This window comes from Pseudosulfitobacter sp. SM2401 (assembly GCF_042932805.1).
In the GTDB taxonomy this organism is placed as follows: Bacteria; Pseudomonadota; Alphaproteobacteria; order Rhodobacterales; family Rhodobacteraceae; genus Ascidiaceihabitans.
On record NZ_CP170633.1, the window covers coordinates 1,707,250 to 1,731,393 of the forward strand.

General features: G+C 56.8%; 24 protein-coding genes. 14 read left to right on the forward strand and 10 right to left on the reverse strand.

The window, feature by feature from the left end; translation table 11 throughout:
- The first annotated feature begins 86 nt into the window (after positions 1-86).
- Genes lptF through rsmA form a run of 6 tightly spaced genes read left to right on the forward strand, consistent with a single transcriptional unit; the run spans position 87 to position 7,540 of the window.
- On the forward strand, positions 87-1,217 hold the full coding sequence (gene lptF, locus ACFIO0_RS08410; RefSeq protein WP_390914898.1) for an LPS export ABC transporter permease LptF: 1,131 nt from the start codon (positions 87-89) through the stop codon (positions 1,215-1,217).
- Positions 1,214-2,311 carry an LPS export ABC transporter permease LptG gene (gene lptG, locus ACFIO0_RS08415; RefSeq protein WP_390914899.1) on the forward strand — a complete coding sequence of 366 codons (1,098 nt, stop codon included), beginning with the start codon at positions 1,214-1,216 and terminating at the stop codon, positions 2,309-2,311. Before lptF ends, lptG begins: the two co-directional genes overlap by 4 nt.
- Complete coding sequence (locus ACFIO0_RS08420) at positions 2,304-4,469, forward strand: LPS assembly protein LptD (protein WP_390914900.1); 2,166 nt, start codon at positions 2,304-2,306, stop codon at positions 4,467-4,469. The genes lptG and ACFIO0_RS08420 overlap by 8 nt, the downstream gene beginning before the upstream one ends.
- Positions 4,470-4,515: 46 nt before the next feature.
- Complete coding sequence (locus tag ACFIO0_RS08425; protein WP_390914901.1) at positions 4,516-5,724, forward strand: peptidylprolyl isomerase; 1,209 nt, start codon at positions 4,516-4,518, stop codon at positions 5,722-5,724.
- Positions 5,721-6,701 (forward strand): 4-hydroxythreonine-4-phosphate dehydrogenase PdxA, encoded by a 981-nt coding sequence (gene pdxA / locus ACFIO0_RS08430; RefSeq protein WP_390914902.1) that lies wholly within the window; start codon positions 5,721-5,723, stop codon positions 6,699-6,701. Before ACFIO0_RS08425 ends, pdxA begins: the two co-directional genes overlap by 4 nt.
- Entirely contained in the window at positions 6,698-7,540 is an 843-nt protein-coding gene (rsmA, locus tag ACFIO0_RS08435; protein WP_390914903.1) for a 16S rRNA (adenine(1518)-N(6)/adenine(1519)-N(6))-dimethyltransferase RsmA, read from the forward strand. Before pdxA ends, rsmA begins: the two co-directional genes overlap by 4 nt.
- 118 nt (positions 7,541-7,658) lie before the next feature.
- Here the strand turns inward: rsmA and ACFIO0_RS08440 are convergent, their stop codons facing one another.
- The 3 genes from ACFIO0_RS08440 to prfA all read right to left on the reverse strand — a co-directional run bounded on the left by ACFIO0_RS08440 (position 7,659) and on the right by prfA (position 10,375).
- A complete protein-coding gene (locus ACFIO0_RS08440) occupies positions 7,659-8,231 on the reverse strand; it encodes a DUF4167 domain-containing protein (protein WP_390914904.1) in 573 nt (190 codons plus the stop codon).
- A 240-nt stretch (positions 8,232-8,471) separates the two neighbouring features.
- Positions 8,472-9,323: a peptide chain release factor N(5)-glutamine methyltransferase gene (gene prmC / locus ACFIO0_RS08445; protein ID WP_390914905.1), complete on the reverse strand. Its 852-nt coding sequence runs from the start codon at positions 9,321-9,323 to the stop codon at positions 8,472-8,474.
- Complete coding sequence (gene prfA, locus ACFIO0_RS08450) at positions 9,320-10,375, reverse strand: peptide chain release factor 1 (protein WP_390914906.1); 1,056 nt, start codon at positions 10,373-10,375, stop codon at positions 9,320-9,322. The genes prmC and prfA overlap by 4 nt, the downstream gene beginning before the upstream one ends.
- 63 nt (positions 10,376-10,438) lie before the next feature.
- Here prfA and ACFIO0_RS08455 point away from each other — a divergent pair, with 63 nt between their 5' ends.
- Positions 10,439-10,741 (forward strand): hypothetical protein, encoded by a 303-nt coding sequence (locus tag ACFIO0_RS08455; protein ID WP_390914907.1) that lies wholly within the window; start codon positions 10,439-10,441, stop codon positions 10,739-10,741.
- Here ACFIO0_RS08455 and ACFIO0_RS08460 read toward each other — a convergent pair.
- The 4 genes from ACFIO0_RS08460 to ACFIO0_RS08475 are packed head-to-tail and all read right to left on the reverse strand — an operon-like array spanning position 10,670 to position 14,190.
- Positions 10,670-11,065, reverse strand: a complete 396-nt coding sequence (locus tag ACFIO0_RS08460; protein ID WP_390914908.1) for a DUF1499 domain-containing protein — start codon at positions 11,063-11,065, stop codon at positions 10,670-10,672. The two genes, ACFIO0_RS08455 and ACFIO0_RS08460, sit on opposite strands and share 72 nt — an antisense overlap.
- Positions 11,066-11,105: 40 nt before the next feature.
- Positions 11,106-12,053 carry an agmatinase gene (speB, locus tag ACFIO0_RS08465; RefSeq protein ID WP_390914909.1) on the reverse strand — a complete coding sequence of 316 codons (948 nt, stop codon included), beginning with the start codon at positions 12,051-12,053 and terminating at the stop codon, positions 11,106-11,108.
- The gene (gene speB, locus ACFIO0_RS08470) at positions 12,043-13,011 is read right to left on the reverse strand and encodes an agmatinase (RefSeq protein WP_390914910.1); all 969 of its coding nucleotides are present in this window, start codon (positions 13,009-13,011) and stop codon (positions 12,043-12,045) included. Before speB (ACFIO0_RS08470) ends, speB (ACFIO0_RS08465) begins: the two co-directional genes overlap by 11 nt.
- Before the next feature lie 12 nt (positions 13,012-13,023).
- On the reverse strand, positions 13,024-14,190 hold the full coding sequence (locus ACFIO0_RS08475) for an amidohydrolase (RefSeq protein WP_390914911.1): 1,167 nt from the start codon (positions 14,188-14,190) through the stop codon (positions 13,024-13,026).
- Positions 14,191-14,255: 65 nt separating this feature from the next.
- On the opposite strand from ACFIO0_RS08475, the gene mazG reads away from it, so the two are divergent.
- The gene (mazG, locus tag ACFIO0_RS08480; protein ID WP_390914912.1) at positions 14,256-15,089 is read left to right on the forward strand and encodes a nucleoside triphosphate pyrophosphohydrolase; all 834 of its coding nucleotides are present in this window, start codon (positions 14,256-14,258) and stop codon (positions 15,087-15,089) included.
- On the opposite strand, the gene ACFIO0_RS08485 is transcribed toward mazG, so the two are convergent.
- Positions 15,073-15,960, reverse strand: a complete 888-nt coding sequence (locus ACFIO0_RS08485) for a hypothetical protein (protein ID WP_390914913.1) — start codon at positions 15,958-15,960, stop codon at positions 15,073-15,075. The genes mazG and ACFIO0_RS08485 overlap by 17 nt on opposite strands.
- Positions 15,961-16,148: 188 nt before the next feature.
- On the opposite strand from ACFIO0_RS08485, the gene ACFIO0_RS08490 reads away from it, so the two are divergent.
- From ACFIO0_RS08490 to ACFIO0_RS08500, 3 genes are all read left to right on the forward strand, one after another.
- Entirely contained in the window at positions 16,149-17,096 is a 948-nt protein-coding gene (locus ACFIO0_RS08490; RefSeq protein WP_390914914.1) for a nucleoside hydrolase, read from the forward strand.
- A gap of 102 nt (positions 17,097-17,198) precedes the next feature.
- Entirely contained in the window at positions 17,199-17,648 is a 450-nt protein-coding gene (locus ACFIO0_RS08495; RefSeq protein ID WP_390914915.1) for a GNAT family N-acetyltransferase, read from the forward strand.
- A gap of 12 nt (positions 17,649-17,660) precedes the next feature.
- Positions 17,661-19,073 (forward strand): protein adenylyltransferase SelO family protein, encoded by a 1,413-nt coding sequence (locus ACFIO0_RS08500; RefSeq protein ID WP_390914916.1) that lies wholly within the window; start codon positions 17,661-17,663, stop codon positions 19,071-19,073.
- A gap of 6 nt (positions 19,074-19,079) precedes the next feature.
- Here ACFIO0_RS08500 and ACFIO0_RS08505 read toward each other — a convergent pair whose 3' ends face one another.
- On the reverse strand, positions 19,080-19,955 hold the full coding sequence (locus tag ACFIO0_RS08505; RefSeq protein ID WP_390914917.1) for an EamA family transporter: 876 nt from the start codon (positions 19,953-19,955) through the stop codon (positions 19,080-19,082).
- Positions 19,956-20,108: 153 nt separating this feature from the next.
- Here ACFIO0_RS08505 and ACFIO0_RS08510 point away from each other — a divergent pair, with 153 nt between their 5' ends.
- Positions 20,109-20,990 (forward strand): DUF533 domain-containing protein, encoded by an 882-nt coding sequence (locus ACFIO0_RS08510; RefSeq protein WP_390914918.1) that lies wholly within the window; start codon positions 20,109-20,111, stop codon positions 20,988-20,990.
- A gap of 55 nt (positions 20,991-21,045) precedes the next feature.
- Here ACFIO0_RS08510 and ACFIO0_RS08515 read toward each other — a convergent pair whose 3' ends face one another.
- Positions 21,046-22,353, reverse strand: a complete 1,308-nt coding sequence (locus tag ACFIO0_RS08515; protein ID WP_390914919.1) for a DEAD/DEAH box helicase — start codon at positions 22,351-22,353, stop codon at positions 21,046-21,048.
- Between the two features lie 345 nt (positions 22,354-22,698).
- Between ACFIO0_RS08515 and ACFIO0_RS08520 the strand changes: the two genes are divergently transcribed.
- Both ACFIO0_RS08520 and ACFIO0_RS08525 read left to right on the forward strand, forming a co-directional pair.
- On the forward strand, positions 22,699-23,109 hold the full coding sequence (locus tag ACFIO0_RS08520) for a transcriptional repressor (protein WP_390915305.1): 411 nt from the start codon (positions 22,699-22,701) through the stop codon (positions 23,107-23,109).
- A 189-nt stretch (positions 23,110-23,298) separates the two neighbouring features.
- On the forward strand, positions 23,299-24,108 hold the full coding sequence (locus ACFIO0_RS08525) for a hypothetical protein (RefSeq protein ID WP_390914920.1): 810 nt from the start codon (positions 23,299-23,301) through the stop codon (positions 24,106-24,108).
- The last annotated feature ends 36 nt before the right edge of the window (positions 24,109-24,144 follow it).

Consider the following 24,144-nt stretch of genomic DNA (forward strand, 5'->3'; position numbering starts at 1 on the left):
CCGAAAAAACCAGATAACAGTTTTAGACAGGCGGTTCTTCGTTTACTATACTGCCAATAAGAAACGACAGAGCTTGGGGGAGTGCAGTGGCGAAATTCGACAGATATATGCTGTCGCAACTTCTGGTGCTCTTTGGGTTCTTTGCCCTGGTGCTGGTCGCTGTCTTTTGGATCAACCGCGCTGTTGTGCTGTTTGACCGTCTGATCGGCGACGGGCAATCGGCCATGGTGTTTCTGGAATTCACCGCGTTAAGCCTGCCAAAATTGATCACAACGGTGCTGCCTTTGGCGGCATTTGCCGCGTCTGTTTATGTGACCAACCGGTTGAATAACGAATCTGAATTGACGGTCATGTCGGCCACAGGATCTGGCCCGTGGCGTTTGGCGCGCCCTGTTTTGTTGTACGGTGTGATTACTGCGCTGATGATGTCGATCCTGAGCCATGTTTTGCTCCCCACAGCCCAAGCGCAACTGAACGAGCGCGAAGCTGACATTTCTCGTAACATCACGTCCCGATTGCTGAAAGAAGGCACGTTTTTGCACCCGACCAACGGGGTTACGTTTTACACGCGTACGATCGGTGATGACGGCGTTTTGCGGGATGTGTTCCTGTCTGATCGCCGTGATCCGCTCGAGGAAATCACCTACACCGCCTCTGAGGCGTATCTTGTGCGCAATGACACAGGTGGGCAAACCGGTACGACCTTGATCATGGTTGATGGATTGGCACAGCGCCTTGATACCGAAAACAAGCAGCTGTCCACCGCGAAATTTCAGGATTTTTCCTTTAATATCACGTCGCTGGTCAAGTCGGACGTCACCAAACCGACGTCTATCCTGCACATGAAGTCGCATGAATTCTTTGCCGATTGGGATCTGATCAGCGAAGACACCGGTGCCACCAAAGGTCAAATCGCCGAAGAATTGCATGTGCGTTTTGCCCAAGCGTTGTTTTGCGTTATCGCTGCGATGATCGGCTTTTCGACCCTGTTGCTTGGCGGCTTTTCACGTTTGGGTGTGTGGCGCGAAATCATAGTGGCGTTTGTGCTGCTGATCTTTATTGACGGCCTCAGAAATACAGTTGCCGCACCGGTGTTGCAGGATGCAGATATGTGGCCGATGATCTATCTTCCGTCAGCTCTGGGGGCTTGCATTGTGGTGGGTATGCTAACACATGCCTCGGCCCCACGCTGGTGGCGACGAAGGGTAAGCGTATGATCCTGCACATCTATTTCGCGCGCAGGTTTGCGATGGCGTTTCTATATCTGACCGGTATTTTCTACGCGATTATCATGCTGTTCGATCTGCTGGATCAAACGCGCAAGTTTTCAGCTTTTGGTGTGACCCTGCGCCAGCGGATAGAATTGACGTTTTTGAACGTGCCTGAGGCGATCAACCTGATCCTGCCATTGATCATTTTCTTTGCAACCATCGTGCTGTTTTTAGGGCTCGCACGGTCGTCAGAATTGGTTGTCACACGCGCTGCCGGTCGCTCCGCCATTCGTGCGTTGATGGCCCCATTGGTTGTGGCGTTAATCGTTGGCGTCTTGGCGGTCAGCATGTTGAACCCGATTGTTGCGGCGACTTCGAAACGCTACGCAAGCCTTGCGGAAACCTATCGCTCTGGTGGTGCATCCGCCCTGTCGATCAGTTTCGAAGGGCTGTGGCTGCGGCAAGGCAATCTGGATGGGCAAACGGTGATCCGGGCGGCCCGCTCCAATGCCGACGCCTCGGTGCTGTATGATGTGACGTTCATCGATTTTGCGGGGGAAAGCGGGCCAATCCGGCGGACAGAAGCGGCCAGTGCGGCCCTTGGCGACGGGGAATGGTCCTTGCGGCAAGCCAAAGTGTGGCCGCTGGTTTCGGGTCTAAACCCCGAGGGAAATGCCGCAACCCACGAAATTCTAAAGGTGCCCTCGACACTTACGCTGGATAGCATCCGCGAAAGCCTTGGGACCCCGTCCAGCATTTCGATCTGGGATATGCAGTATTTTATCAACCAGCTTGAGCAATCGGGCTTCAGCGCGCGCCGCCATAAAGTCTGGTTTCAAACCGAATTGGCGCGGCCATTGTTCTTGATGGCGATGGTTCTGGTTGCGAGCGCCTTCACCATGCACCATACCAGATTTGGGGGAACGGGCACGGCTGTGTTGTCCGCGATTTTGATGGGGTTTGGTGTGTATTTCATCCGTAGTTTTGCGCAAATCCTTGGCGAAAACGGGCAAATCCCGATTGCTCTGGCCGCATGGGCCCCGCCGATTGCAGCGATCTGTTTGGCCCTTGGCCCGCTTTTACACTCCGAGGATGGTTAACGTGGTGCGCAATTTAATCCTGTCAGCAGTGTATTTGGCCATGACAAATGTGGCGGCGTTCGCGCAGGAAACAACGCCTGTTCCCGCCGTGCTTGTCGCTGATGATGTCAGTCTTAGCTCTCAGCGGGTGTTAACAGCGACGGGCAACGTCGAGGCGTTTCAAGGCACAACCCGTCTTACCGCCCGCCAGATTATCTTTGATCAAAGCTCTGGTCAGTTGACCGTTGTTGGCCCGATCACCATTCAAGACGGCGCAGATGTGGTCATACTTGCGGATCAAGCTGAACTCAGCCGCGATTTGCAGAATGGTCTGCTGACCGGCGCGCGCATGGTCTTAAACCAGCAATTGCAGCTGGCATCGGTCGAAATGAACCGCGTGAACGGGCGCTTCACGCAGCTCTATAAAACCGCCGTAACGTCGTGTGACGTGTGCGATGATGGCCGCCCGCCGCTCTGGCAAATACGGGCAAAACAGGTGGTCCACGATCAAGCCGAACAGCAGTTGTATTTTGATAAAGCGCAATTGCGCATTCGCAACACGCCGGTGTTTTACTTTCCAAGATTGCGGCTGCCTGACCCGACCCTAAAACGGGCGACAGGCTTTTTGATCCCGTCGCTGGCCACAACGTCGCAACTGGCGACCGGGCTGAAAATACCCTATTTTATCAAAATTGGCGATCACCGTGATCTGACGTTGACCCCCTATTTGTCGTCTCGCACCACGACGATGGAATTTCGCTATCGTCAGGCATTCAGCAAGGGAAATATCAGTTTTGAAGGGGCAATTACACGCGACGAACTACGAGAAGGCGAAACGCGCGGGTATCTTTTTGGCACCGGTTCGTTTGATCTAAACCGCGGATATGTGCTGGATTTCGACATCGAGGCGACCTCTGATGACGCCTACCTAAGCGAATATGGCTATTCGGACAAAGATCGGCTCGACAGTCAAATCGCCATTTCCCGCACCCGTCGCGACAAATATGTGCAGCTGTCTTACGTGAACTATAAAACCTTGCGCGACGGCGAAGACAACGAAACCCTGCCGACAAACGTGTTTGATGCCACCTACGAGCGGCGCCTTTTCCCGGTTGCCATTGGCGGTGAATTCCGTCTTTCGGGCTATGCCCATTCACACTTTCGCGATTCAAATGAACCCACGGACGCCAACGGGGACGGCATTGTCGATGGGCGCGATGTGTTGCGTCTGAACATCGAAGCCGACTGGATCAAGCAGTGGACGTTTAGCAGCGGTTTGTTGCTCGAGACACAAATCGGGTTTGCGGCCGATGCATTCCAGATCAACGAAGATGACACGTACCCGGACACCGACTCAGCGTTTTCTCCGCGTACGGCCATCACGCTGCGCTATCCGATGGTGCGGCAAACAGCGCGGTCACGCCAAGTTTTGGAGCCGGTTTTGCAAGTGGCCTATGTCGGCGGCAACGATCTGGACATCCCCATCGAGGAAAACACGCTGGTTGAATTTGACGAGGGCAATTTACTAAGCCTGTCGCATTTTTCCAGCCCTGACCGGCGCGATCGCGGCAGATCAGTCGCCGTGGGGGGACAATGGACCCGCTTTGGCAACAATGGCTGGGACACCAAGCTGAGCTTTGGGCAAATTTTCCGCAATGACAGCGATGATGATTTCACCGACACGTCCGGATTGTCTGGCACCGCGTCGGATTTCTTGCTGGCCGGTCAGATCCGTTCTGACAATGGGCTTTCGATCATCGGGCGCACGCTGTTTGACGAAAACCTTATCATCGCCAAAGCAGAAGTACGCGGCGACTGGATCGGCAAAAAAGCGCAAATCGGCACCAGCTACATCTGGCTAACTGCTGACGCGGATGAAGATCGCGCAACACCCGTGTCAGAAGTGACATTTGACGGATCATACGCCATCAATAGCAATTGGACGGCCAATGCCGATTGGCGCTATGATATCGAAGACAGCCGTGCCGTCAGCGCAGGCGTCGGTTTTGAATACAACAATGAATGTGTTTCGGTCGACCTGACCATTGACCGCAGCTATACATCGTCAACAAGTATTGAGCCTTCGACCAGTTTGGGCTTTACAGTGTCCTTGCGTGGCTTTTCAGCCAACAACGGATCCACCAACTACGAACGATCATGCAAGAACCGTACAAACTGATGCATGAGCAGGATAGCAAATGAGACGTGAATTGAGCAGGACCGGAATGATAAAACGAATTGCACTCGCCGCCGTCACCGTAACCGCCTTGGGGTTGCCTGTCGCTGCACAAAACATGTTTGCGCCAGTTGCAAAGGTGAACGACTCTGTCATCACCGAATTTGAAGTGGGCCAACGAACCCGTTTCATGCAAATCCTCAATGCGCCGGGGGCCACCCGCAACGCGTCAATCGACGCACTAATCGATGATCGTTTGCGTCAGCAAGCCGCCAGAAACGCGGGTCTGGAACTGACCGCCGAAGGGATCGATGCCGAACTCACTGAATTCGCAGGGCGCGCAAATCTAAGCCAGGAACAATTTATCACCGCATTGGGTCAAGCCGGTGTATCGTTTGAAACCTTCCGTGATTTTGTTGGCATCAACACCTTGTGGCGTGACTTGATCCGTGCCCGCTACGGTTCACGGGTGCAAATCTCCGAAGCGGAAATTGATCGCGCGCAGGCCGCCTCTGGCAGTTCCAGCAGCATTCGCGTTCTGCTGTCAGAAATCATCATCCCTGCCCCGCCGCCACAGCTGGCCAGTGCACAGGCCAAAGCGGAACAAGCCGCACAAGCGAACTCTGTCGCCGAATTTGCCGACTTTGCGCGCCGTTTCTCAGCGACGGCAACCCGTTCGCGGGGCGGTCGATTGGACTGGGTTCCATTGAACAACCTGCCACCGCAGCTGCGCGGCATCATTCTTGGGCTTGGCGCTGGTGAAGTGTCCGAACCCCTGCCGATTCCCGGCGCAATCGCCCTGTTCCAACTGCGCGACATTCAGGAAACCGACGCCCCCACACAAGAATTTTCGGCCATCGAATACGCCGCCTACTACATGGCGGGCGGGCGCAGTCCCGAAACGCTTGTGGCTGCAGAACGCCTGAAAAACAACATCGACGTTTGTGACGATCTGTATGGGGTCGCCAATGGCCAGCCCAAAGAAGCGCTTGATCGCGGCGCGCTGCCACCAGCCGAAATTCCACAGGATATTGCGATTGAGTTGGCCAAATTGGACGAAGGCGAAGTGTCGACAAACCTGACCCGCAACAACGGTCAAAGCCTCGTGTTTCTGATGCTATGCGGACGCACCGCAACCCTGAACGAAGATGTCGGTCGCGATGCTATTTCGTCTCAGTTGCGCCAACAGCGTCTGTCTGGTTTTGCCGACAGCCTGCTGGAACAATTGCGCGCGGATTCCCGTATTTCACGCCAATGAAATCACCGTCGCACGCGCCTGTCGTCATCAGCTGCGGCGAACCAGCCGGCGTCGGGCCAGAAGTCGCTGCAAAAGCGTTTGATGCATTGAAAAACGACGTGGCAATGGCCTATCTGGGCGATCCACGACATTTGCCTGCGGGCACGCCGGTGTCGTTGATCAATGACCTAAGCGAGGCGAACAAGGCCGCGCGTCATGGCTTGCCCGTTTTGGTGCATGCTTTTGACGGCGACGCCATTGCTGGCCGGCCCGACCCTGCAAACGCGCAAGGCGTTATTGATGTGATCGCGGCCTGCGTCGACTTGGTGCAAAGCGGTGCCGCCTCGGCGATGTGTACCGCCCCGATCCACAAAAAGGCGCTGAAGGACGGTGCAAATTTCGCCCACCCCGGCCACACCGAATACCTTGAGGCGTTGGCGGGCAGCGGACAGGCGGTCATGATGCTGGCCAGCGACGCATTGCGCGTGGTCCCGACGACGATCCACATCGCGTTGGACCAAGTGGCACAGGCGCTGACCCCCGACCTTTTGCGTCGCACAATCGAAATTACAAACGCCGATCTGATCGCGCGGTTCCACATTCCCGAACCGCGCATTGCCATAGCTGGCTTGAACCCGCACGCTGGTGAAGGCGGCGCGATGGGTCAACAAGAACTCAATTGGATCAATGATTTGATAGTCAAAATGCGCGGCGAAGGTTTTGATCTGACGGGCCCCTTGCCAGCCGACACGATGTTTCATGCCCGCGCGCGTGCAAGCTATGACGTCGCTGTTTGCATGTACCACGACCAAGCGCTGATCCCGATCAAGACCCTTGATTTTGACCGCGGTGTGAACGTGACGCTGGGCTTGCCGTTCATTCGAACCTCGCCCGATCACGGCACTGCATTTGACATCGCGGGACAGGGCATTGCCAACCCGACCAGCATGATCGAAGCGTTGAAATTGGCGCATAAAATGGCGGGAACCTCCTCATGAGCGGCATCGATAATCTGCCGTCGCTGGCCAGTGTGATTGCAACCCACGGGCTAAGCGCACGCAAATCTTTGGGGCAAAATTTCTTGCTGGATTTAAACTTGACGGCAAAAATCGCGCGTCAGGCAGGTGATCTGACGGGCTGTGATGTGCTTGAAATCGGGCCCGGTCCGGGTGGTCTGACGCGCGGTTTGCTGGCGTCAGGCGCGCGCCGTGTGTTGGCCATCGAAAAGGACGCGCGCTGCTTGCCGGCGCTTGCGGAAATCGCTGATGCCTACCCCGGCCAATTGCAGGTGATCGAAGGCGACGCGCTGGCGATTGACCCGTTGGCGCATCTGACACCGCCGATCCGTGTCGCCGCCAATCTGCCCTACAACGTCGGCACCGAACTGCTTGTGCGCTGGCTGACGCCCAAAGAATGGCCGCCGTTCTGGCAAAGCCTGACGTTGATGTTTCAGCGTGAAGTGGCGCAGCGGATCGTCGCGGAACCCGGGTCAAAGGCCTACGGGCGATTGGCCTTGTTGGCGCAGTGGCGGGCCGATGCGCGCATTGTGATCAACCTGCCCCCCGAAGCGTTCACGCCGCCCCCAAAAGTGTCGAGCGCCGTGGTGCATCTGACCGCCCTGCCCGAGCCACGGTTTCCCGCAGACGCCGCAACACTTTCGCGCATTGTCGCGGCTGGATTCAACCAGCGGCGCAAAATGCTGCGCTCGTCGTTAAAGGGTATTGCCCCTGATATCGAAGATCGCCTGATCGCCTCAGGCATCAAACCAACCGAGCGTGCAGAGCAAGTCAGTCTTGAGCAATTTTGCGCATTGGCTCGCGCAGTGCTGCAGCCCTAAAGTTTGGTTGGTGACGGTTTCGAGGAATGGCGCGCAGTCACCAAAGACGTGCGGCCCCTTTGAATTCAAAGGGCCGGCACAGCAAATTCTCGTATTTTAGGGATAGCGAAGGCGCAGATTATTCTGCGGCTTCTGGAGCCTCTGGCGCGTCACCGGCATCTGCCGCAGGCTGTTGTGGCTTTGGGGCCCGTGGCTTGCGTGTGCGTGGTTTCGGTTTCGGCTTGGGTTGGCTTTCTGGTGTTTCAACCAGTCCGGTGTCTTGCGCTGCGGGTGTTTCGACCACATCTGGCTGCGGCGCATCTGCTGGATCAGATGCTGGGGCCGCTGCGGCATGGCGTTCTTGGCGCTCGACACGGTCGCGCTGATCGCGATCCCGCTCTTGTTGACGTTCGCGGTTTTGGCGTTCTTGTTCTTCGCGGCGCTGGTCCATTTCGCGCTGCGCCTCGGACAACATCCGCAAATAGTGTTCCGCGTGTTGTTGAAAGTTCTCGACTGCGACGCGGTCATTGGACAGATGCGCATCACGCGCAAGCTGGTTGTATTTGTCGATAATTTGCTGCGGCGTGCCGCGCACTTTGCCTTCTGGGCCAGAACTATCGAACACGCGATTGACGACGTTGCCGCCGCTGTTGTTATTGTTACTGCGGTTGCGACTGTTCTTAGAGCGCGAGCGTGATCTAGACGATTTCATAAATACAATTCAGCCTTCGTGCCATCCATGGTGAATACGTTTCGCGATGTCCGAACGCGCCCTTTGCGACAATAAATCGGATCTGCGAATGTTGGGCTTAGAGCCGCGCGGGACCGATCAAACGATCATCCACCGCTGCAACACGATTGAATAAACACGCCAGTCGCAGTTGGGCAAGTGTAAATACCGAACAATCCGCATTTAATCGCTTCAATAGGTGCATATTTGCTTAATCAAAGCCTAGCGCACGGGTTTTTCCGCACAAACCACCCGGTCACGACCATCCAAATCCTGAAGCAGTCGCGTGTTTTGCCAGGCTGCCGCTTGGAACAAAGCCACAACAGCGGCCCCTTGGGTCGACCCGATTTCAGCCAGCAAACGCCCCTCGGGTTCCAGATACGCCTGAGCGTGATCCGCCAGAATGCGGTAGCCTGTTAGTCCGTCGGCCTCGTCTGTCAGCGCCATGCGTGGCTCGTGATCGCGCAATTCCGGGGCGACGTCGTCCATTTCCTCACGCGCCAGATACGGCGGGTTGCTGACAATCAAATCGTAACGCCCCTGCACAGATCCGAACCAGTCGGATTGATGAATGTCAGCGCGCGCTTGAACCTTGGACAAAACCGCATTGGCAGAGGCTTGCAGGCACGCCGCCTCGCTTAGATCGGTGCCCGTGCCAACCGCGTTTTCACGTTCCGCCAACAGCGTCACTAGAATGCAACCCGATCCGGTGCCGATGTCCAATACCGATCCAAAGGGTTCCGCCAAGGCCGCCTCGATCAGAGTTTCGGTTTCGGGGCGCGGGTCTAGAACATCACGGCTAACTTTGAAACGGCGGCCATAAAATTCACGTTCGCCAATCAGATGCGACACCGGCACGCGTACGACACGCAGGGCGATCAACTGCTCGAAACGCTCGGCAATGTCGGGCGCGATGTCTTCGGGGGCGATCAAGGTGACGCGGGCGGCGTCGACCTTTGCGGCGTGGGCCAATAGAACGCGGGCGTCGCGTGCAGGGTTCGGAACGCCGGCTGCGCGCAGGCGTGCGGTTGCAGCCACCATCGCCTGGGCCGCGGTCTGCGGGTGCGGGCTCATGTCCCCATTTCAGCCATCAAGCGCGCCTGGCCATCCGCCGTCAGCGCATCGACGATTTCATCCAGATCACCGCCCATGACCGCGTCCAGCTTGTACAGCGTCAGGTTTATGCGGTGGTCCGTCATGCGACCCTGCGGGAAATTATAGGTGCGAATGCGTTCGGAGCGATCCCCCGACCCCACCTGCGACGCGCGATCAGCGCTGCGTTCATTATCAATGCGCGAGCGTTCCATGTCGTACAGACGCGCGCGCAACACTTGCATCGCGATTTCGCGGTTGCGGTGCTGGGATTTCTCGGAGCTGGTGACCATCGTCCCCGTGGGCAAATGCGTGATGCGCACAGCCGAATCCGTGGTGTTGACGTGCTGACCACCCGACCCTGACGCGCGCATCGTATCAATGCGCAGATCGCCGGGATCGATTTTGATGTCGACGTCTTCGGCCTCTGGCAGCACTGCGACTGTCGCGGCAGAGGTGTGAATCCGCCCCTGACTTTCGGTACTTGGCACGCGCTGCACACGGTGCACGCCGCTTTCATATTTCAGGCGGGCAAAGACGTTCACGCCTTTGATGTGCGCGACGATTTCTTTCAGCCCACCCAGCTCGGTGATCTGTTCCTCGATGATGTCGACCTTCCAGCCCCGCGCCTCGGCGTAGCGCTGGTACATGCGGAACAAATCGGCGGCAAACAACGCGGCCTCGTCCCCACCCGTTCCGGGGCGAATTTCCAGCATCGCGGGCTTCGCATCGGCGGCATCCTTGGGCAACAATGCCAATTGCAACGCATCCTCGGCCTCTGGCAACATCGCTTTAAGACGCGGCAATTCCTCGCGCGCAAGTTCCTCCATGTCGGGATCAGCGAGCATGTCTTCGGCCTCGGTCATGTCGGACAAAATCTGGCGATACGCGTTAATCTGATCGACGACCGGTTTCAGGTCGGAATATTCCTTGGCTAAGGTCGCAATATCAGCACCGGCAGCCCCATCCGCCATAGAGGCCTCAAGAAACTGAAAGCGTTGGGTTATCTGTTCTAAACGATGGCTTGGGATCATGGGGTTTGGTGTGCGGTATTGAAGAGGTTTGGTCAAGTGCGGCGGCTGTGCTAGATTGTCGGAATGAAACGATTTATTTTAACGCTTAGCCTTGTTGCGACCCCCGCCTTCGCAGACGTCACAAGCCCCAGTGGCAAAACGATTGACTGCTATTGCACCGACCGCTCTGGCAGCCGGATCGAGCTGGGTGAAACCATTTGTTTACAAGTGGATGGACGCATGTTCATGGCGCAATGCCAGATGTCCCTAAACGTCCCGATGTGGCGCGAAGTGCAAACCGGATGCCTCAGCAGTTCAGTCCAGCCCGCGCGCCAACTGCCGCAATCGCGCGCCATTGACCCCGAAATCGCGACGCCCAAAACGTAGGCGCGCAAACATGCGGATGGTGTTTCCGTCTTGTTCAACTGTTGTGTAATCGGGAAATCCGATGATCTGCGACCGTGTCACATAGGTCACGCGCCCCTCTGCAACAGACCCTGCCAGAACCGTGGTCCGCGGCAGATCACGAGCAATCGTATCGAGACGTTCTAACCCGTCAGGCCCCGCATCGATCACCCGAATTGCGCCGCCAGCCAAATCCTTGTCAGCCTCGGCTACAACCGGTTGATGCCAACGGTTCGCATCACTGGGCGCAAGCCGGATATAGGCCAACATCGCCACCACAATTATTGCCAGAATCCATAGCATCATTTTTCGTAATCCATTGTTTACTTTAGCCAAGTCGCGCGCCTTAGCGATATGCAACACCGGGTAAAACGCACATCATCTCGTACAGGATATTCGCCCCCGTCAGTGCGGTATTGCCGCTGGTGTCATAGGGCGGCGACACTTCGACCAGATCACAACCGACAATGTTCAAACCCTTGAGGCTGCGGATCAGCTGCAGCGCTTGTGGAGTGGTCAGACCGCCGATTTCGGGCGTACCGGTTCCGGGCGCATAAGCCGGATCCAAGCTGTCGATATCGTAGGTTATGTAGGTCGGCAAATTACCGATATCACGGCGAATTTCTGCGCCCAAGTTATCAAGCGGTTTGTGCCACAATTCGTGGCTTGGAAATTGCTGGAACCCCCATCCGGCAGCTTCGGTGAAATCTTCTGCCGAATACCCCGTACCACGCAGCCCGATTTGATAGGTTTTATAAGGGTTTATCAGCCCTTCTTCATACGCACGTCGAAACACTGTGCCATGGGTTTCACGTTCGCCAAACATCTCGTCATTGACGTCCGCGTGGGCATCCACATGCACGAGCGCCACAGGGCCGTGACGTTTCGCCATGGCGCGCAGGATGGGCAGGGTAATCGAATGATCGCCGCCAATCGCCATAGGCATCACATCATAGTTTAGGATCGCCTCGTAACTCTCTGCTATTATGCGTAAACTATCCTGTAGGGAAAACGTGTTGATCGCCAGATCACCAATGTCAGCGACCTGCAAACTGTCGAACGGTGCCGCCCCTGTTTGCAAGTTATAGGGGCGCAGCATCGCAGATTCAGCGCGCACTTGTTTGGGACCAAATCGCGTTCCTGACCGCCACGAGGTGCCAATGTCCATCGGCACACCCAAAACGGCTACATCCAGCCCTTTCAGATCGTTGGCACTGGGCAGGCGCATGAACGTGTTTGGCCCTGAAAAACGCGCCAGATCATTGCCACTGATGGGTTGGTTTTTATCGCTCATTGCGCAGTCTCCAGCCTAGCAAGCAGCACAGTTCGACCGCAACATGCGCACCTGCGATTGCGGTGGCGCCTGTGGTGTCAAACGGTGGTGACACTTCGACAATGTCGCCGCCCACGATGTTGATACCTGCCAGTTGGCGCAGCAAAACGGCGGCTTGAGCTGAGCTAAGACCACCCCAAACCGGCGTCCCTGTGCCCGGTGCAAACGCGGGATCAAGACCATCAATGTCGAAGGTCAAATAAGTCGGATGATCGCCGACAATCTCGCGGGCGCGTCGTGCAACTTCGGCGGGCCCGATCTCGTGCACCTCGCGCGCATCGATGATGTTCACGCCCAATGTGTCCTCGTTCGTCGTGCGGATGCCGATCTGAACCGAGCGCGCTGGATCAACGATTCCCATTTTGACGGCCTTGTAAAACATCGTGCCATGATCGACGCGGTCCATGTTGTCATCAGGCCATGTGTCGGTGTGCGCGTCAACTTGGATCAGCGAAATTGGACCATATTTCTCGGCGTACGCCTTGAGGATCGGAAACGTAATGTAGTGATCGCCCCCCATCGCAACAGACGCGGCACCACCGGCAAGAATACCCGCGATATGCGCCTGCAAAGCCGCTGGAAACGCAGGAATATTCGCGTAGTCAAACGCCAGATCCCCGTAATCGACGATGGCCATTTCGCTGAGCACGTCAAACGGCCAACCGTATGGTGCGTCCGGCGATTGTAGGGTCGAAGCCTCGCGAATTGCCCGTGGCCCCAGCCGCGTGCCGGGCCGATTTGTGACGGCCTGATCAAACGGAATACCCGTTACGGCGATGTCGACGCCCGCCAAATCTTTGGTGTAGCGGCGGCGCAAAAACGAGGTCGCACCGCCAAACGTGTTTTCGTTGCTCAGGCCCCGTAAATCATCGCGTGTGAATGCGTGATCGACCTGTTCTTTTGCGTCTTCCAGACCCATTTTGGTAGTCCCCTATTTGCCAACAGGCTGTGCAGTTTCGACCAAACGCGCAAAAAACGACGCGCCAACCGGGGCGACGTCATCGTTAAAATTATACTCGGGATGGTGCAGGCCTGCGCTTTCACCCTGCCCCATGAACAAATACGCACCGGGGCGTTTTTCGAGCATGTAAGAGAAATCTTCGCTGCCCATGACCGGATCGACGTTGTCTTGCACCGCATCATCACCTGCGACATCACGCGCTGCGGCCGCTGCCAAAACCACGCCAGCTGCGGAGTTAACCGTTGGCGGATACCCACGTTCGAATTCAAAATCAGCCTCGCAGCCGAAACTGGCGGCTTGGCCTGCAACAATTTCAGACAAGCGCCGCTCCGCCAGATCGCGCACCTCGGCATCAAACGTGCGCACAGTGCCGTTGATGTAGGCGGTTTCAGGAATCACATTGTCGGTCGAACCGGTGTGGATTTGGGTCACCGAAATCACCAGTTGTTTTGCCGTATCCAGATTGCGACTGATGATGGTTTGGATCGCTTGGGTGATCGAACAGGCGGCCACAACAGGGTCAACGGAATCTTGTGGATTGGCCCCGTGCCCCCCGCGCCCTTTGATCGTAATGTGAAACACGTCAGCGGCGGCCATCAACGGACCGGGCGTTGTGAAAAAACCGCCTGCAGGCAAATCCGGCGCGTTGTGAATGCCATAGACTTGGGCGATGTCAAAGGTATCCATGATGCCCTCGTTGACCATCGCCTCGGCCCCGCCTGTGGCCTCTTCGTCCGGTTGGAAAATCAGCGCCACACGGCCTGAAAAATTACGCGTTTCCGCCAGATATTTCGCCGCCCCCAGCAGCATCGTGGTGTGTCCGTCATGACCACAGGCGTGCATGCGCCCCTGGTGGGTCGACGCATATTCTAGCCCGGTTGCCTCATCGATTGGCAGCCCATCCATGTCGGCGCGCAGGCCAATCGTTGGCCCCTCGCCTTTACCGTTGATGATCGCAACGATCCCAGTTGTGGCAAAGCCTGTCTGGATCTCGTCGACACCGAATTCGCGCAACTTGGCCGCAACAAACGCCGCCGTTTTGTGACATTCACGCCCCAATTCAGGGATCGTGTGCAGGTGCTGACGCCACTCAGCCATTTCTGGTGCGTAGGCGGCGATACGATTGACGATAGCCATGGGGTGGACTCCTTTGAGCGATCCGATGTTTGGTGCATCTAGGCATGGAACGGAGATCGGCTGCAATGGGCGATGCACGAATACACGACAGTGACGCAGGGATAGAACGTCTGCTTGAGATTATGCGCCGTTTGCGTGATCCCGAAACGGGCTGCCCGTGGGACATTGAACAGGATTTTGCCAGCATCGCGCCCTACACGATTGAGGAAGCCTACGAGGTTGCGGATGCGATCGAACGTCAGGATTGGCCTGAATTAGAGGGCGAATTGGGCGATCTGTTGCTGCAATCCGTCTACCACACGGCGATGGGCGAAGAGTTGGGGCATTTCACGTTTCAATCGGTCGTGCGCAACATTTCCGACAAAATGGTGGCGCGGCATCCGCATGTTTTTGGTAACGAATCCCGCGAAAAATCTGCCGAGCAACAGACCGCTGATTGGGAAGCGATCAAAGCGGCCGAGCGTGCCGGCAAAGCCCAAGGTGGCGCGTTGGACGGCGTTGCGGTGGGGTTGCCGGCGTTGTTACGGGCGTACAAATTGCAAAAACGGGCGGCGCGCGTTGGGTTCGATTGGCCCAGCACCGATCAGGTGATTGACAAAATCCAAGAAGAAGCCGCAGAGCTGGTCGAGGCGCGTGACACCCTGACCCACGCCGAAACCGTCGAGGAATTTGGCGATCTGATGTTCGTGATGGCCAATCTGGGGAGGCATTTGGGCATCGAGCCTGAGGCCGCTTTGCGGGCCGCAAACGCCAAATTCACCCGCCGCTTTGAGGCGGTCGAGGCCGCACTGGCCGACAAAGGCAAAACACCAGAGCAAAGCGATTTGGCGGAAATGGATGCGATCTGGGATCAGGTCAAAATCGTAGAAAAAGCGGCAAAGGCTAGCGCAAAAAAGTGATGCCTTTTAGCTTGGCCAAAGCGTCGCAGTCCTGTTCATAGGTGTCGCGCAGCTGCTGTTTTTGATCTGCGGTGAATTCTGCAAACCCTGTGCTTTTTGTATTGTCCGCATTGTCGGCAATGATGTTTTTCCACGTGTCGCGGTCCAATGCATGCCCCGCTCGGTAGTGCGCTTGCAGAACATCCATCGCGGTGTCGGTCGCAGACACGTTCATTTTCTGGACCGGTTCGGTCAAGTTTTTGCGGTCTAGTTCAGGCACTAAATTCTTGATTAAATTGCGATTATCACCGCGCGCAGACATCGTCATGACAACCATTTCTTCGGCTTTCAGAATGTCGCGCATGGCTGTGATCAACGCGGGCCAGCCGCGGTTCATCCGCATCAAGGCCGCGCGCTGTTGGGAAAACGGATCGACGCGCAGGTCTTCGGCGCGCTTGCGAAACGCCGACACGTAAAGCGCATCATACGGGCGCACGACGAACAAAACGCGCTTTAACGTGCCCTCCAACCCGTCCCGCAACGCCTTCATGCGGGCCTCGGCGGCGGGGTAAAATTCGGACCCGTAGAAATGGATCATACGCCCGGGAATGTTCTCTTCGGACAAGATCAACGCGCGGGTCGGGTCAGGGCTATTGGTGCGGACTTCGCGGCGCACTTTTCGAATGAAACGACGCTGCATGGTCTCGCCGTGGCGCGGACTGGGCAATCGCAAGCCCAGCGTGCCACTGGGAATATCGTCACGCCCCGGATAGGTGGCATCAAACCCCTGGCTGGAAATTTCGGCCCGATTGTCATGTAAAAACATCTGCACCGAGGACGTGCCCGTGCGGTGCGCGCCTGCATGAATGTAAAATGCTTTTTCAGCCGCCATGTTCATACTTTCTCAGAATCACTTCTATTCGTAAGGTCATGTTATTCTATCCGATATCATCTTTAACCCTGCGCGAATAATGCGCGGAAAACTGTCGCTGGTCGGCCATAGCCCGTCTGGACATCCCGGGCCTGTCTTGCGAGGGTCACGCAGACATCAATCAACGCTTTCATCACAACAGGTTTTATATGGCATCGCTAGCGCGCAAGATCATTATCGACACAGACCCGGGTCAGGACGACGCGGTTGCGATCTTGTTGGCGCTTGCCAGTCCCGAAGATCTGGACGTGCTGGGCATCACGGCTGTAGCAGGTAACGTGCCGCTGGACCTAACCCAGAAAAATGCGCGCATTATCTGTGAACTAGCAGGCAAAGCTGATGTAAAAGTGTTCGCAGGTTGTGACCGCCCGTTGGGCCGTGATCTGGTGACGGCTGAACATGTGCATGGCAAAACCGGCCTTGATGGCCCTGATCTGGCTGATCCAAAGATGCCGCTACAAGATCAGCACGCCGTTGATTTTATCATCGACACCCTGCTCGCGGAGCCCAGTGGCACAGTGACTTTGTGCCCGCTTGGCCCCCTGACAAACATCGCGACGGCCTTACAAAAAGCCCCGGACATCGCCCAGCGCATTCAACAAATCGTGTTGATGGGTGGTGCGTACTTTGAGGTTGGCAACATCACACCCACCGCTGAATTCAACATTTACGTCGATCCAGAAGCTGCTGATATCACGTTCAAAAGCGGCATCGATATTGTTGTAATGCCACTGGATGTTACTCACAAAGCCTTGGTTACTCGCGCACGCAACGACGCCTTTCGTGATCTCGGCACGCCCGCAGGCAGCGCTGTGGCGCAGATGACTGATTTCTTTGAGCGTTTTGACAAGGAAAAATACGGCTCTGCCGGTGCCCCGCTGCACGACCCTTGTGTGACCGCCTATCTGATCAAACCTGAACTCTTTACGGGTCGTCACGTGAACGTCGAAATCGAAACCCAGTCAGAGCTGACCTTGGGGATGACAGTTGCCGATTGGTGGGGTGTCACCGACCGTGCGCCCAACGCGACGTTCATCGGTGATCTGGACGCCGACGGATTCTTTGCATTGCTGGCAGAACGCATTGGCCGGTTGTGAGCGCACGTAGTTTCTGTGACCCCAATCCTTGACCCCAAGTGGCCAACTTTCAGTTGTCTGCACATCCGCTAGAACCAAAGCAACAACAATGGAACATCACACATGAGCGCCGCCCTGACCCTTGGCACCCCTGACCATTTGGACCGCTTGTTGACCCTCGTGACCGCGTTTCACGCCGAAGAAGGCATTGTGATGACCGATGACGCCCGCCGCGCCGGTATCGCCCCCCTGTTAGATGGTATCCCCCACGGTGTTGCCTATCTGATTGGCCCACCTCGCGCCGCCATTGGCTATATCATCGTGACGTTCGGCTGGTCTGTGGAATTTGGTGGCATGGACGGGTTTATTGACGAACTCTACATCCGCCCCGGTGTGCGCAAACGTGGCATTGCGTCGGAAACCTTGCAAAGCTTGCCGCGGGCTTTGGGGGATGCTGGGCTAAAGGCGCTGCACCTTGAGGTCGACACCGAGAATGAAACCGCCCAGCGGCTGTACGCCCGTGCCGGATTTGCGCGGCGTGATAAATACCAGCTGATGACGCGCAAACTGTAACGGAAACTCCAGATGCCCCTGCATATCCCCTTTGACAACAGCTATGCCGCTTTGCCGACCGATTTCTACACGGCGCAAAACCCGACTGCGGTGCAATCGCCGTCGTTGATTGCCTTCAATGACGATTTGGCAAAGCTGCTGGGCATCACTGCGGGCGATGTGGATGAACAGGCACGAGTCTTTGCCGGCAATGTGGTTCCCGACGGGGCCACCCCCCTTGCGCAGCTCTATTCCGGCCATCAATTCGGCAGTTACAATCCGCAGCTGGGTGACGGGCGCGCCGTTTTGTTGGGCGAGGTCATTGGCACCGATGGTATTAGGCGTGACATCCAGCTTAAGGGTTCTGGCCCAACGCCCTATTCGCGCAGTGGCGATGGACGTGCGTGGCTTGGTCCGGTGTTACGTGAATATGTCGTATCAGAGGCCATGCACGCGCTGGGTATTCCGACAACCCGTGCATTGGCTGCCACTCTGACTGGCCAACCTGTCTACCGCGAGGCGGCCTTTCCCGGTGCTGTGCTGACCCGTGTGGCGCAAAGCCATCTGCGTGTTGGATCGTTCCAAGTGTTTGCGCATCGTGGGCAGACCGAGCAGCTCAAGACCCTGACGGGTTATGCGATCAACCGCCACTACCCTGACGCAAAAGGCCCGATGGATTTGCTGCGTGCTGTCTGTGCCGCACAGGCAGAACTGATCCCCGCGTGGATGGCCGTCGGGTTTATCCACGGCGTGATGAACACCGACAACTGTTCCATTGCGGGCGAAACCATCGATTACGGCCCCTGCGCGTTTATGGATGCCTATGCGCAAACCCGTGTGTTCAGTTCGATCGACCAAGGCGCGCGGTATGCCTATGCAAACCAACCCAACATCGCGGTCTGGAACATGGCGCAGTTCGCCACAGCGCTTATCCAAGCGATGGACGACAAAGAGGCCGCAGTTGAGGAAGCCACCGCAATCATCCACGCAATGCCCGCCCAGCTAGAGGCCGCGTGGTTGCGCCGGTTCGGGGCCAAGATCGGCTTGTCTGCCCCTACCCCTGCGGATCAAGCGATGATCGAAGATCTGTTGGCGTTGATGGAACAGAATGGCGCTGATTTTACCAATACGTTTGCCGCCCTTGGCACGCCTGTGGCACGTGATCAGTTCAGTGATCCCAACGCCTTTGACGGGTGGGCAACAGGCTGGCAGTCGCGCCTACAGGGCGCACCGGACGCAGCACAGGTCATGGCCGCTGCAAACCCACTGATCATTCCACGCAATCACCGGATTGAAACGATGATCCAATCAGCACTTGCCAATGACTACGCCCCGTTTGAGCGACTGATGGCGGCGCTGTCTGACCCCTTTGCAAACTCTGATCCAGCACTTTGCAAAGCGCCGGTGCCCTCTGAAATCGTGCCTGCGACGTTCTGTGGAACCTAAGCGCGCTTAGCGCCGGTTGATCAGGAATATTCCGAACGCGACCAGACCCAGCGCCACCCAGATTTGCAGGCCAATGGTTTCGCCCAAGACCAGCCAGCCCAAGATCACCGCAAACACTGGCGACAGAAAGCTGAACGAGGCGACGGAGGATGCGGGATAAAGCTTCATCAACCAGAACCAGATCAGGAACCCGAAACTGGCCACTGCAAAGATTTGAAACACCATGCCGGCGATGTGGACCAGCTGCACGTCTCTGATCAGGTCACCAAACAGCGGTGCTGCGACCAACAGGATCGGCGCGGACACAATCAGCTGCCAGATCAACTGCTGCGCGGGCGGAACATTGGCCAAGGGCGTCACCCGCACACACAGCGCAATGCCAGCCCAACAGATCGCCGCGACCAAGGCCAGCGCATCACCCAGCAGGCTGGCCTGCCCCGAACTGCGATCCAGCAGCGCCAGCACCACGCCGCCCATCGCCAGCCCCAAGCCAACGACGCGCACCCCTGACAGCCGTTCGCCCGGCAACAGAAAATGCGCCGACAGCGCCAACCACACCGGCATCGAATAAAAGATGATCGAGGTGCGCGATACGCTTGTGAAATCCAGCGCCGTAAACAGGCACATGAATTCAATCGCAAACAACAGGCCCGAAATGATCGCCCCCGTCATTGCCGCGCGTGGCAGACGCCAACCAATGCCGCGAAACTTCATCCATGCCAGCAACACCACCATCGCGCCAAGTGATCGCAACCCTGCCCCGAACACCGGTTCGAAGCCGCCGTTGGTGACTTTGACCACAACCTGATTGAACGCCAGATGCAGCGCGAAAAGTGTAAGGACGACAGCACCTAAGCTGTCCATTTGTGACTTGCGTTCCATGCGCGATCAAGGGGGTGAGTGGGGGCGGATGTCAATTGTGCCGCGACGACGGATTGGCCGTTTAAGGGGAAAACCCCTGCACAGATCACCGATACAACTGCACATAACTCTGACACACTGCTTGCAACGAATCTTTAGTCAAAGGACATGAACATGAGCTTGATGAAAACATTGGCCAAAGTTGCCATCGGTGTGGCGATTGCCAAGGGTGCTGGCGCGATGATGAACAAGGGTAGCGGTCAATCGCAGGCGTCTTCTGGCGGTTTGGGTGGGCTGCTGGGCGGTTTGACCGGTGGTGGCGCTGCGAGTGGTGGTCTTGGCGGTATGCTGGGCGGTTTGAGCGGCGGCAGTGCGGCGGGATCAACCGGTGGCGGTCTGCAGGACATGTTGGGCGGCCTGATGGGCGGCGCGCAAGCTGGCACCCAAGGCAGTACGCAGGGCGGTATGTCCGGTGGTTTGGGTGGTCTGCTCGAAAGCCTTGGTGGCGGCGGATCTACAGGTGCCAGCACCGGTGGCCTTGGCGGATTGCTGGGTGGTCTGGCGGGTGCTGCGGGTGCCGGTGGCCTGATGGGTGCCGCGATGAAACAACGCCCAGCTGACAACAACGAAAGCTTTGGTTCGGTCCTGAATTCCGCTTTTGATGCCAATCCGGAACCCGCGATTGAACCCACAGCAGACCAAGAGGCCGCAGCCGGCTTGATGCTGCGCGCGATGATCCAGGCAGCCAAATCCGATGGCACGTTGGACGACGCAGAACGGGAAAAGCTGATTGGCCAGCTTGGCGACGACGTTGACAGCAACGAAGCTGCGTTTGTGCAATCCGAACTGCAATCGCCTGTGGATGTCGATGGTTTGGTCGCGCAAGTGCCAAAGGGCATGGAGCAGCAAATTTATGCGGTGTCGGTCATGGCGATCAATCTCGACAGCCAAGACGAGGCGAAATACCTGCACCAATTGGCGCAAGGTCTGGGTCTGAATGCAGCGGCTGTTAACAATGTGCATGCGCAAATGGGTGTGCCGTCGCTGTACACCTGAACCACGCCCGACCCTAAAAACGAAAAGGCCCGCATCATTTGCGGGCCTTTGTTATTTATGCGCTTTTGGCTGGGCGACGACGACGTTGACCGCCGGGCTTGCCACCACCACCGGGGGCACCACCGCCCGCAGGACGACCGCCACCGGGGCGACCCCCACCTGGACGTCCGCCACCACCACCACCCGGGCGACCGCCACGACCGCGTTGTTTTGGCTTTTCTTCTTCGGAAGGTTCCCACATCCGGCCAGACGCGATCGGGATTTTCATGCCCATCGTCTTTTGGATGTCCTTCAATTCTTTCATCTCGTCAGGGGCGCAGAACGCAATCGCGGCCCCCTCTTTGCCCGCGCGGGCTGTACGACCAATCCGGTGCACGTAGTTATCCGGCACGTTTGGCAATTCGTAGTTGTAGACGTGTTTCACGTCAGGAATGTCCAAACCACGGGCCGCCACGTCTGTCGCCACCAGCACTTTGATTGTGCCGGCCTTGAACGCTGCAATTGCGCGATCCCGTTGCCCTTGAGATTTGTTGCCGTGGATCGATCCGGCTTTGTAGCCCGCTTTTTCCAAGGTCTTGGACAGTTTTTCCATACCGTGTTTGGTGCGCCCAAAAACCAGCGCGCGTTCGTCACGGTGTTTGTCCAGCAGCTCTAACAACAACGCGCCTTTTTGCGCCTTGGCGATAAAGTGGATTTCCTGTGTCACCTTGTCCGCGACCTTGCCCGGAGGCGAAACTTCGATGCGGATCGGGGATTTCAAGTAAGTGTTGGCAATCTCGTTCATTTGCTTTGGCATCGTCGCCGAGAACAACATCGTCTGGCGTTGCTCTGGCAACATCGACGAAATCCGGCGCAACGCGTGGATAAACCCGAGGTCGAGCATTTGGTCCGCTTCGTCCAACACCAGGAACGAGGTTTCGGACAGGTCCAGCGCACGGCGGTCCATCAGATCGATCAAACGACCGGGCGTGGCCACCAACAAATCGGTGCCGCGTTCCAGACGGTTGATCTGGGCCTTGATCGACATGCCGCCAACCACAAGGTTGGTTTTCAGCTGGGTGTTTTCCGTCAAGGCGCGCAGTTGCACCTGAATTTGGTTGGCCAGTTCACGCGTCGGGGCCAGAACCAGACCACGCACGGTTTTTGGCGCAGGCTTGGTGCCCATGGTCAGCATTTGTGCCACCAACGGCAGGCCAAACGCCAGTGTTTTACCAGTACCGGTCTGGGCAAGGCCCATCACGTCGCGCCCGTTCATTCCGTGTGGGATCGCTTGTTTCTGGATCGGGGTTGGATCTTTTAGACCCATGTCTTTTAGGCGCTTTACCAGCACTGCTGGCAGCTCCATCATGTCGAAATCGCTCATGTCATTCCTTTGTCCGCCCCATTGGGCAAACACGTCTTGGGTCACGCAAAATCGGATCGCGCCCGCAGGCCAAATGCCAAACGTGCGTCCAATGCGTTTTGCCCCACGCGTGATTTTGGGAACGAAACAAATGCTGTTGGATCAAAACCTCTCCCTCGAGGTTCTGGGCGGATGCCTTTTGGCCCGCTCTTATTATGACTGCTCACGCGGCAGACAGCATTGCTTGGGGTGCACATGCGCCTTGTTGCCCCCCAAGTCAAGCGGTGCGACGCATTTGCCATCTGGCCTGCACGAGGAAATCCGGCTATGACGAACCCCCAAATCAGCTGCACAAAGACCAAAGCCATGCCTCAGACTATTCTTGATCGTTGCGAAGCTGCCGGCTTGCGTATGACTGCACCCCGCCGTGTGATTGCGCAAGTGCTGCAAGACAGCGATGACCACCCCGATGTCGAAGAGCTGTACGCGCGCGCCAATGCGATCGACACGAATATTTCCATCGCGACGGTCTACCGGACGGTGAAACTGTTTGAAGAGGCAGGTATTCTGGACAAGCTGGAATTCGGCGACGGCCGTGCCCGCTATGAGGATGCAGAGCGCGAACACCACGACCACCTGATCGATATGAATTCGGGCGAAGTGATCGAATTTGTCGATGCCGAAATCGAAGCGCTGCAAGAACGGATCGCCAAGAAACTAGGCTACGAATTGCGCGGGCACCGGTTGGAACTGTTCGGCGTCCCGATCAAGAAATAAGCGCTGCGCCAGCGACCTCTGGCCCTGCTTGAGTAGCACCCAAATCCCGCATTTCCATCTGGGCCGTCCTGCAAAAGTGCGGCGCAGTTGCCTCACTATTTTGTGATGATCCGCGCAAGACAGGGATTTCTTGGGCCAAAGCATTTTTCATCCTAAGCATTTCTAAACATAATCATAAGGCCCATTTATATGTCTTTACTCGGACGGCTTCTGTATAAGTCCCGCAAATTTTACGATGACGATTTTGACTGGAACACCTACACCGCCGACAGCTATGAACGTCGGATCGTTGGCGATATCGAGGCTAATTTCCAAGCGGTTGCCGAGCAAGATCAACTCAAATTCAACGCGGCCACCGGCACGCTTGAGGTCCAGGGGCGCGATCTGCATCCCAACCACCAGCTGGTGCTAGAGGCCATCGGGCGACTGCAAGCAAAGTCCGTGCATGAAATCGGCTGTGGCGGCGGCGATCATGTGGCCAACGGCAAAACCGTGTTTCCTGACGTGACCTATACCGGCGGTGATCGCGGGCAAACGCAACTGGACCTTGCCCAACAACGCCACCCGCACCTGGCAGGATCGTTAATGTTGCAAGACATCACCATGCCGTTGTCGCGCCACTGGCCGCGCGCAGAATTGATCTATTCCCAAGCGGTTTTGATGCACATTCATACGGCCGTCAGTCATTTTGTCGGGCTGGCCAACATGGTCAACAGCTCTGATCGCTTTGTGTTGCTGATGGAAAACTATCAATGTCACAACTTTATTGCCGACATTCAGGCCTTGCAAAAAGGTGGTCATTTTGACTGGCCCGAGATGTTCATTCACCGCTTTGATGGCTCAACCGGTGCGCGCGCGATCTTGTTGGCCCGTGACAAACAGGATTTGCCGGAACTGACGTCTGATGCCCAAATCCGCGAGGGTTTGAAACCCTCTGATCGCCGCCTAAAACGCTCCAACGAGGACAGCGCGCGCGGCTTGTTCGGTCCTGCCGGCTAAATCCCCAAGCTGTCTCGACAATCCTTGCCTGCTCTG

Bases quoted from the DNA above. Each gene is read 5' to 3' on its own strand.
- lptG (WP_390914899.1), top strand. From the start codon at position 1,214: ATGATCCTGCACATCTATTTCGCGCGCAGGTTTGCGATGGCGTTTCTA.
- ACFIO0_RS08420 (WP_390914900.1), top strand. From the start codon at position 2,304: ATGGTTAACGTGGTGCGCAATTTAATCCTGTCAGCAGTGTATTTGGCC.
- ACFIO0_RS08425 (WP_390914901.1), top strand. From the start codon at position 4,516: ATGATAAAACGAATTGCACTCGCCGCCGTCACCGTAACCGCCTTGGGG.
- pdxA (WP_390914902.1), top strand. From the start codon at position 5,721: ATGAAATCACCGTCGCACGCGCCTGTCGTCATCAGCTGCGGCGAACCA.
- rsmA (WP_390914903.1), top strand. From the start codon at position 6,698: ATGAGCGGCATCGATAATCTGCCGTCGCTGGCCAGTGTGATTGCAACC.
- ACFIO0_RS08440 (WP_390914904.1), bottom strand. From the start codon at position 8,231: ATGAAATCGTCTAGATCACGCTCGCGCTCTAAGAACAGTCGCAACCGC.
- prmC (WP_390914905.1), bottom strand. From the start codon at position 9,323: ATGAGCCCGCACCCGCAGACCGCGGCCCAGGCGATGGTGGCTGCAACC.
- prfA (WP_390914906.1), bottom strand. From the start codon at position 10,375: ATGATCCCAAGCCATCGTTTAGAACAGATAACCCAACGCTTTCAGTTT.
- ACFIO0_RS08455 (WP_390914907.1), top strand. From the start codon at position 10,439: ATGAAACGATTTATTTTAACGCTTAGCCTTGTTGCGACCCCCGCCTTC.
- ACFIO0_RS08460 (WP_390914908.1), bottom strand. From the start codon at position 11,065: ATGATGCTATGGATTCTGGCAATAATTGTGGTGGCGATGTTGGCCTAT.
- speB (WP_390914909.1), bottom strand. From the start codon at position 12,053: ATGAGCGATAAAAACCAACCCATCAGTGGCAATGATCTGGCGCGTTTT.
- speB (WP_390914910.1), bottom strand. From the start codon at position 13,011: ATGGGTCTGGAAGACGCAAAAGAACAGGTCGATCACGCATTCACACGC.
- ACFIO0_RS08475 (WP_390914911.1), bottom strand. From the start codon at position 14,190: ATGGCTATCGTCAATCGTATCGCCGCCTACGCACCAGAAATGGCTGAG.
- mazG (WP_390914912.1), top strand. From the start codon at position 14,256: ATGGGCGATGCACGAATACACGACAGTGACGCAGGGATAGAACGTCTG.
- ACFIO0_RS08485 (WP_390914913.1), bottom strand. From the start codon at position 15,960: ATGGCGGCTGAAAAAGCATTTTACATTCATGCAGGCGCGCACCGCACG.
- ACFIO0_RS08490 (WP_390914914.1), top strand. From the start codon at position 16,149: ATGGCATCGCTAGCGCGCAAGATCATTATCGACACAGACCCGGGTCAG.
- ACFIO0_RS08495 (WP_390914915.1), top strand. From the start codon at position 17,199: ATGAGCGCCGCCCTGACCCTTGGCACCCCTGACCATTTGGACCGCTTG.
- ACFIO0_RS08500 (WP_390914916.1), top strand. From the start codon at position 17,661: ATGCCCCTGCATATCCCCTTTGACAACAGCTATGCCGCTTTGCCGACC.
- ACFIO0_RS08505 (WP_390914917.1), bottom strand. From the start codon at position 19,955: ATGGAACGCAAGTCACAAATGGACAGCTTAGGTGCTGTCGTCCTTACA.
- ACFIO0_RS08510 (WP_390914918.1), top strand. From the start codon at position 20,109: ATGAGCTTGATGAAAACATTGGCCAAAGTTGCCATCGGTGTGGCGATT.
- ACFIO0_RS08515 (WP_390914919.1), bottom strand. From the start codon at position 22,353: ATGAGCGATTTCGACATGATGGAGCTGCCAGCAGTGCTGGTAAAGCGC.
- ACFIO0_RS08520 (WP_390915305.1), top strand. From the start codon at position 22,699: ATGCCTCAGACTATTCTTGATCGTTGCGAAGCTGCCGGCTTGCGTATG.
- ACFIO0_RS08525 (WP_390914920.1), top strand. From the start codon at position 23,299: ATGTCTTTACTCGGACGGCTTCTGTATAAGTCCCGCAAATTTTACGAT.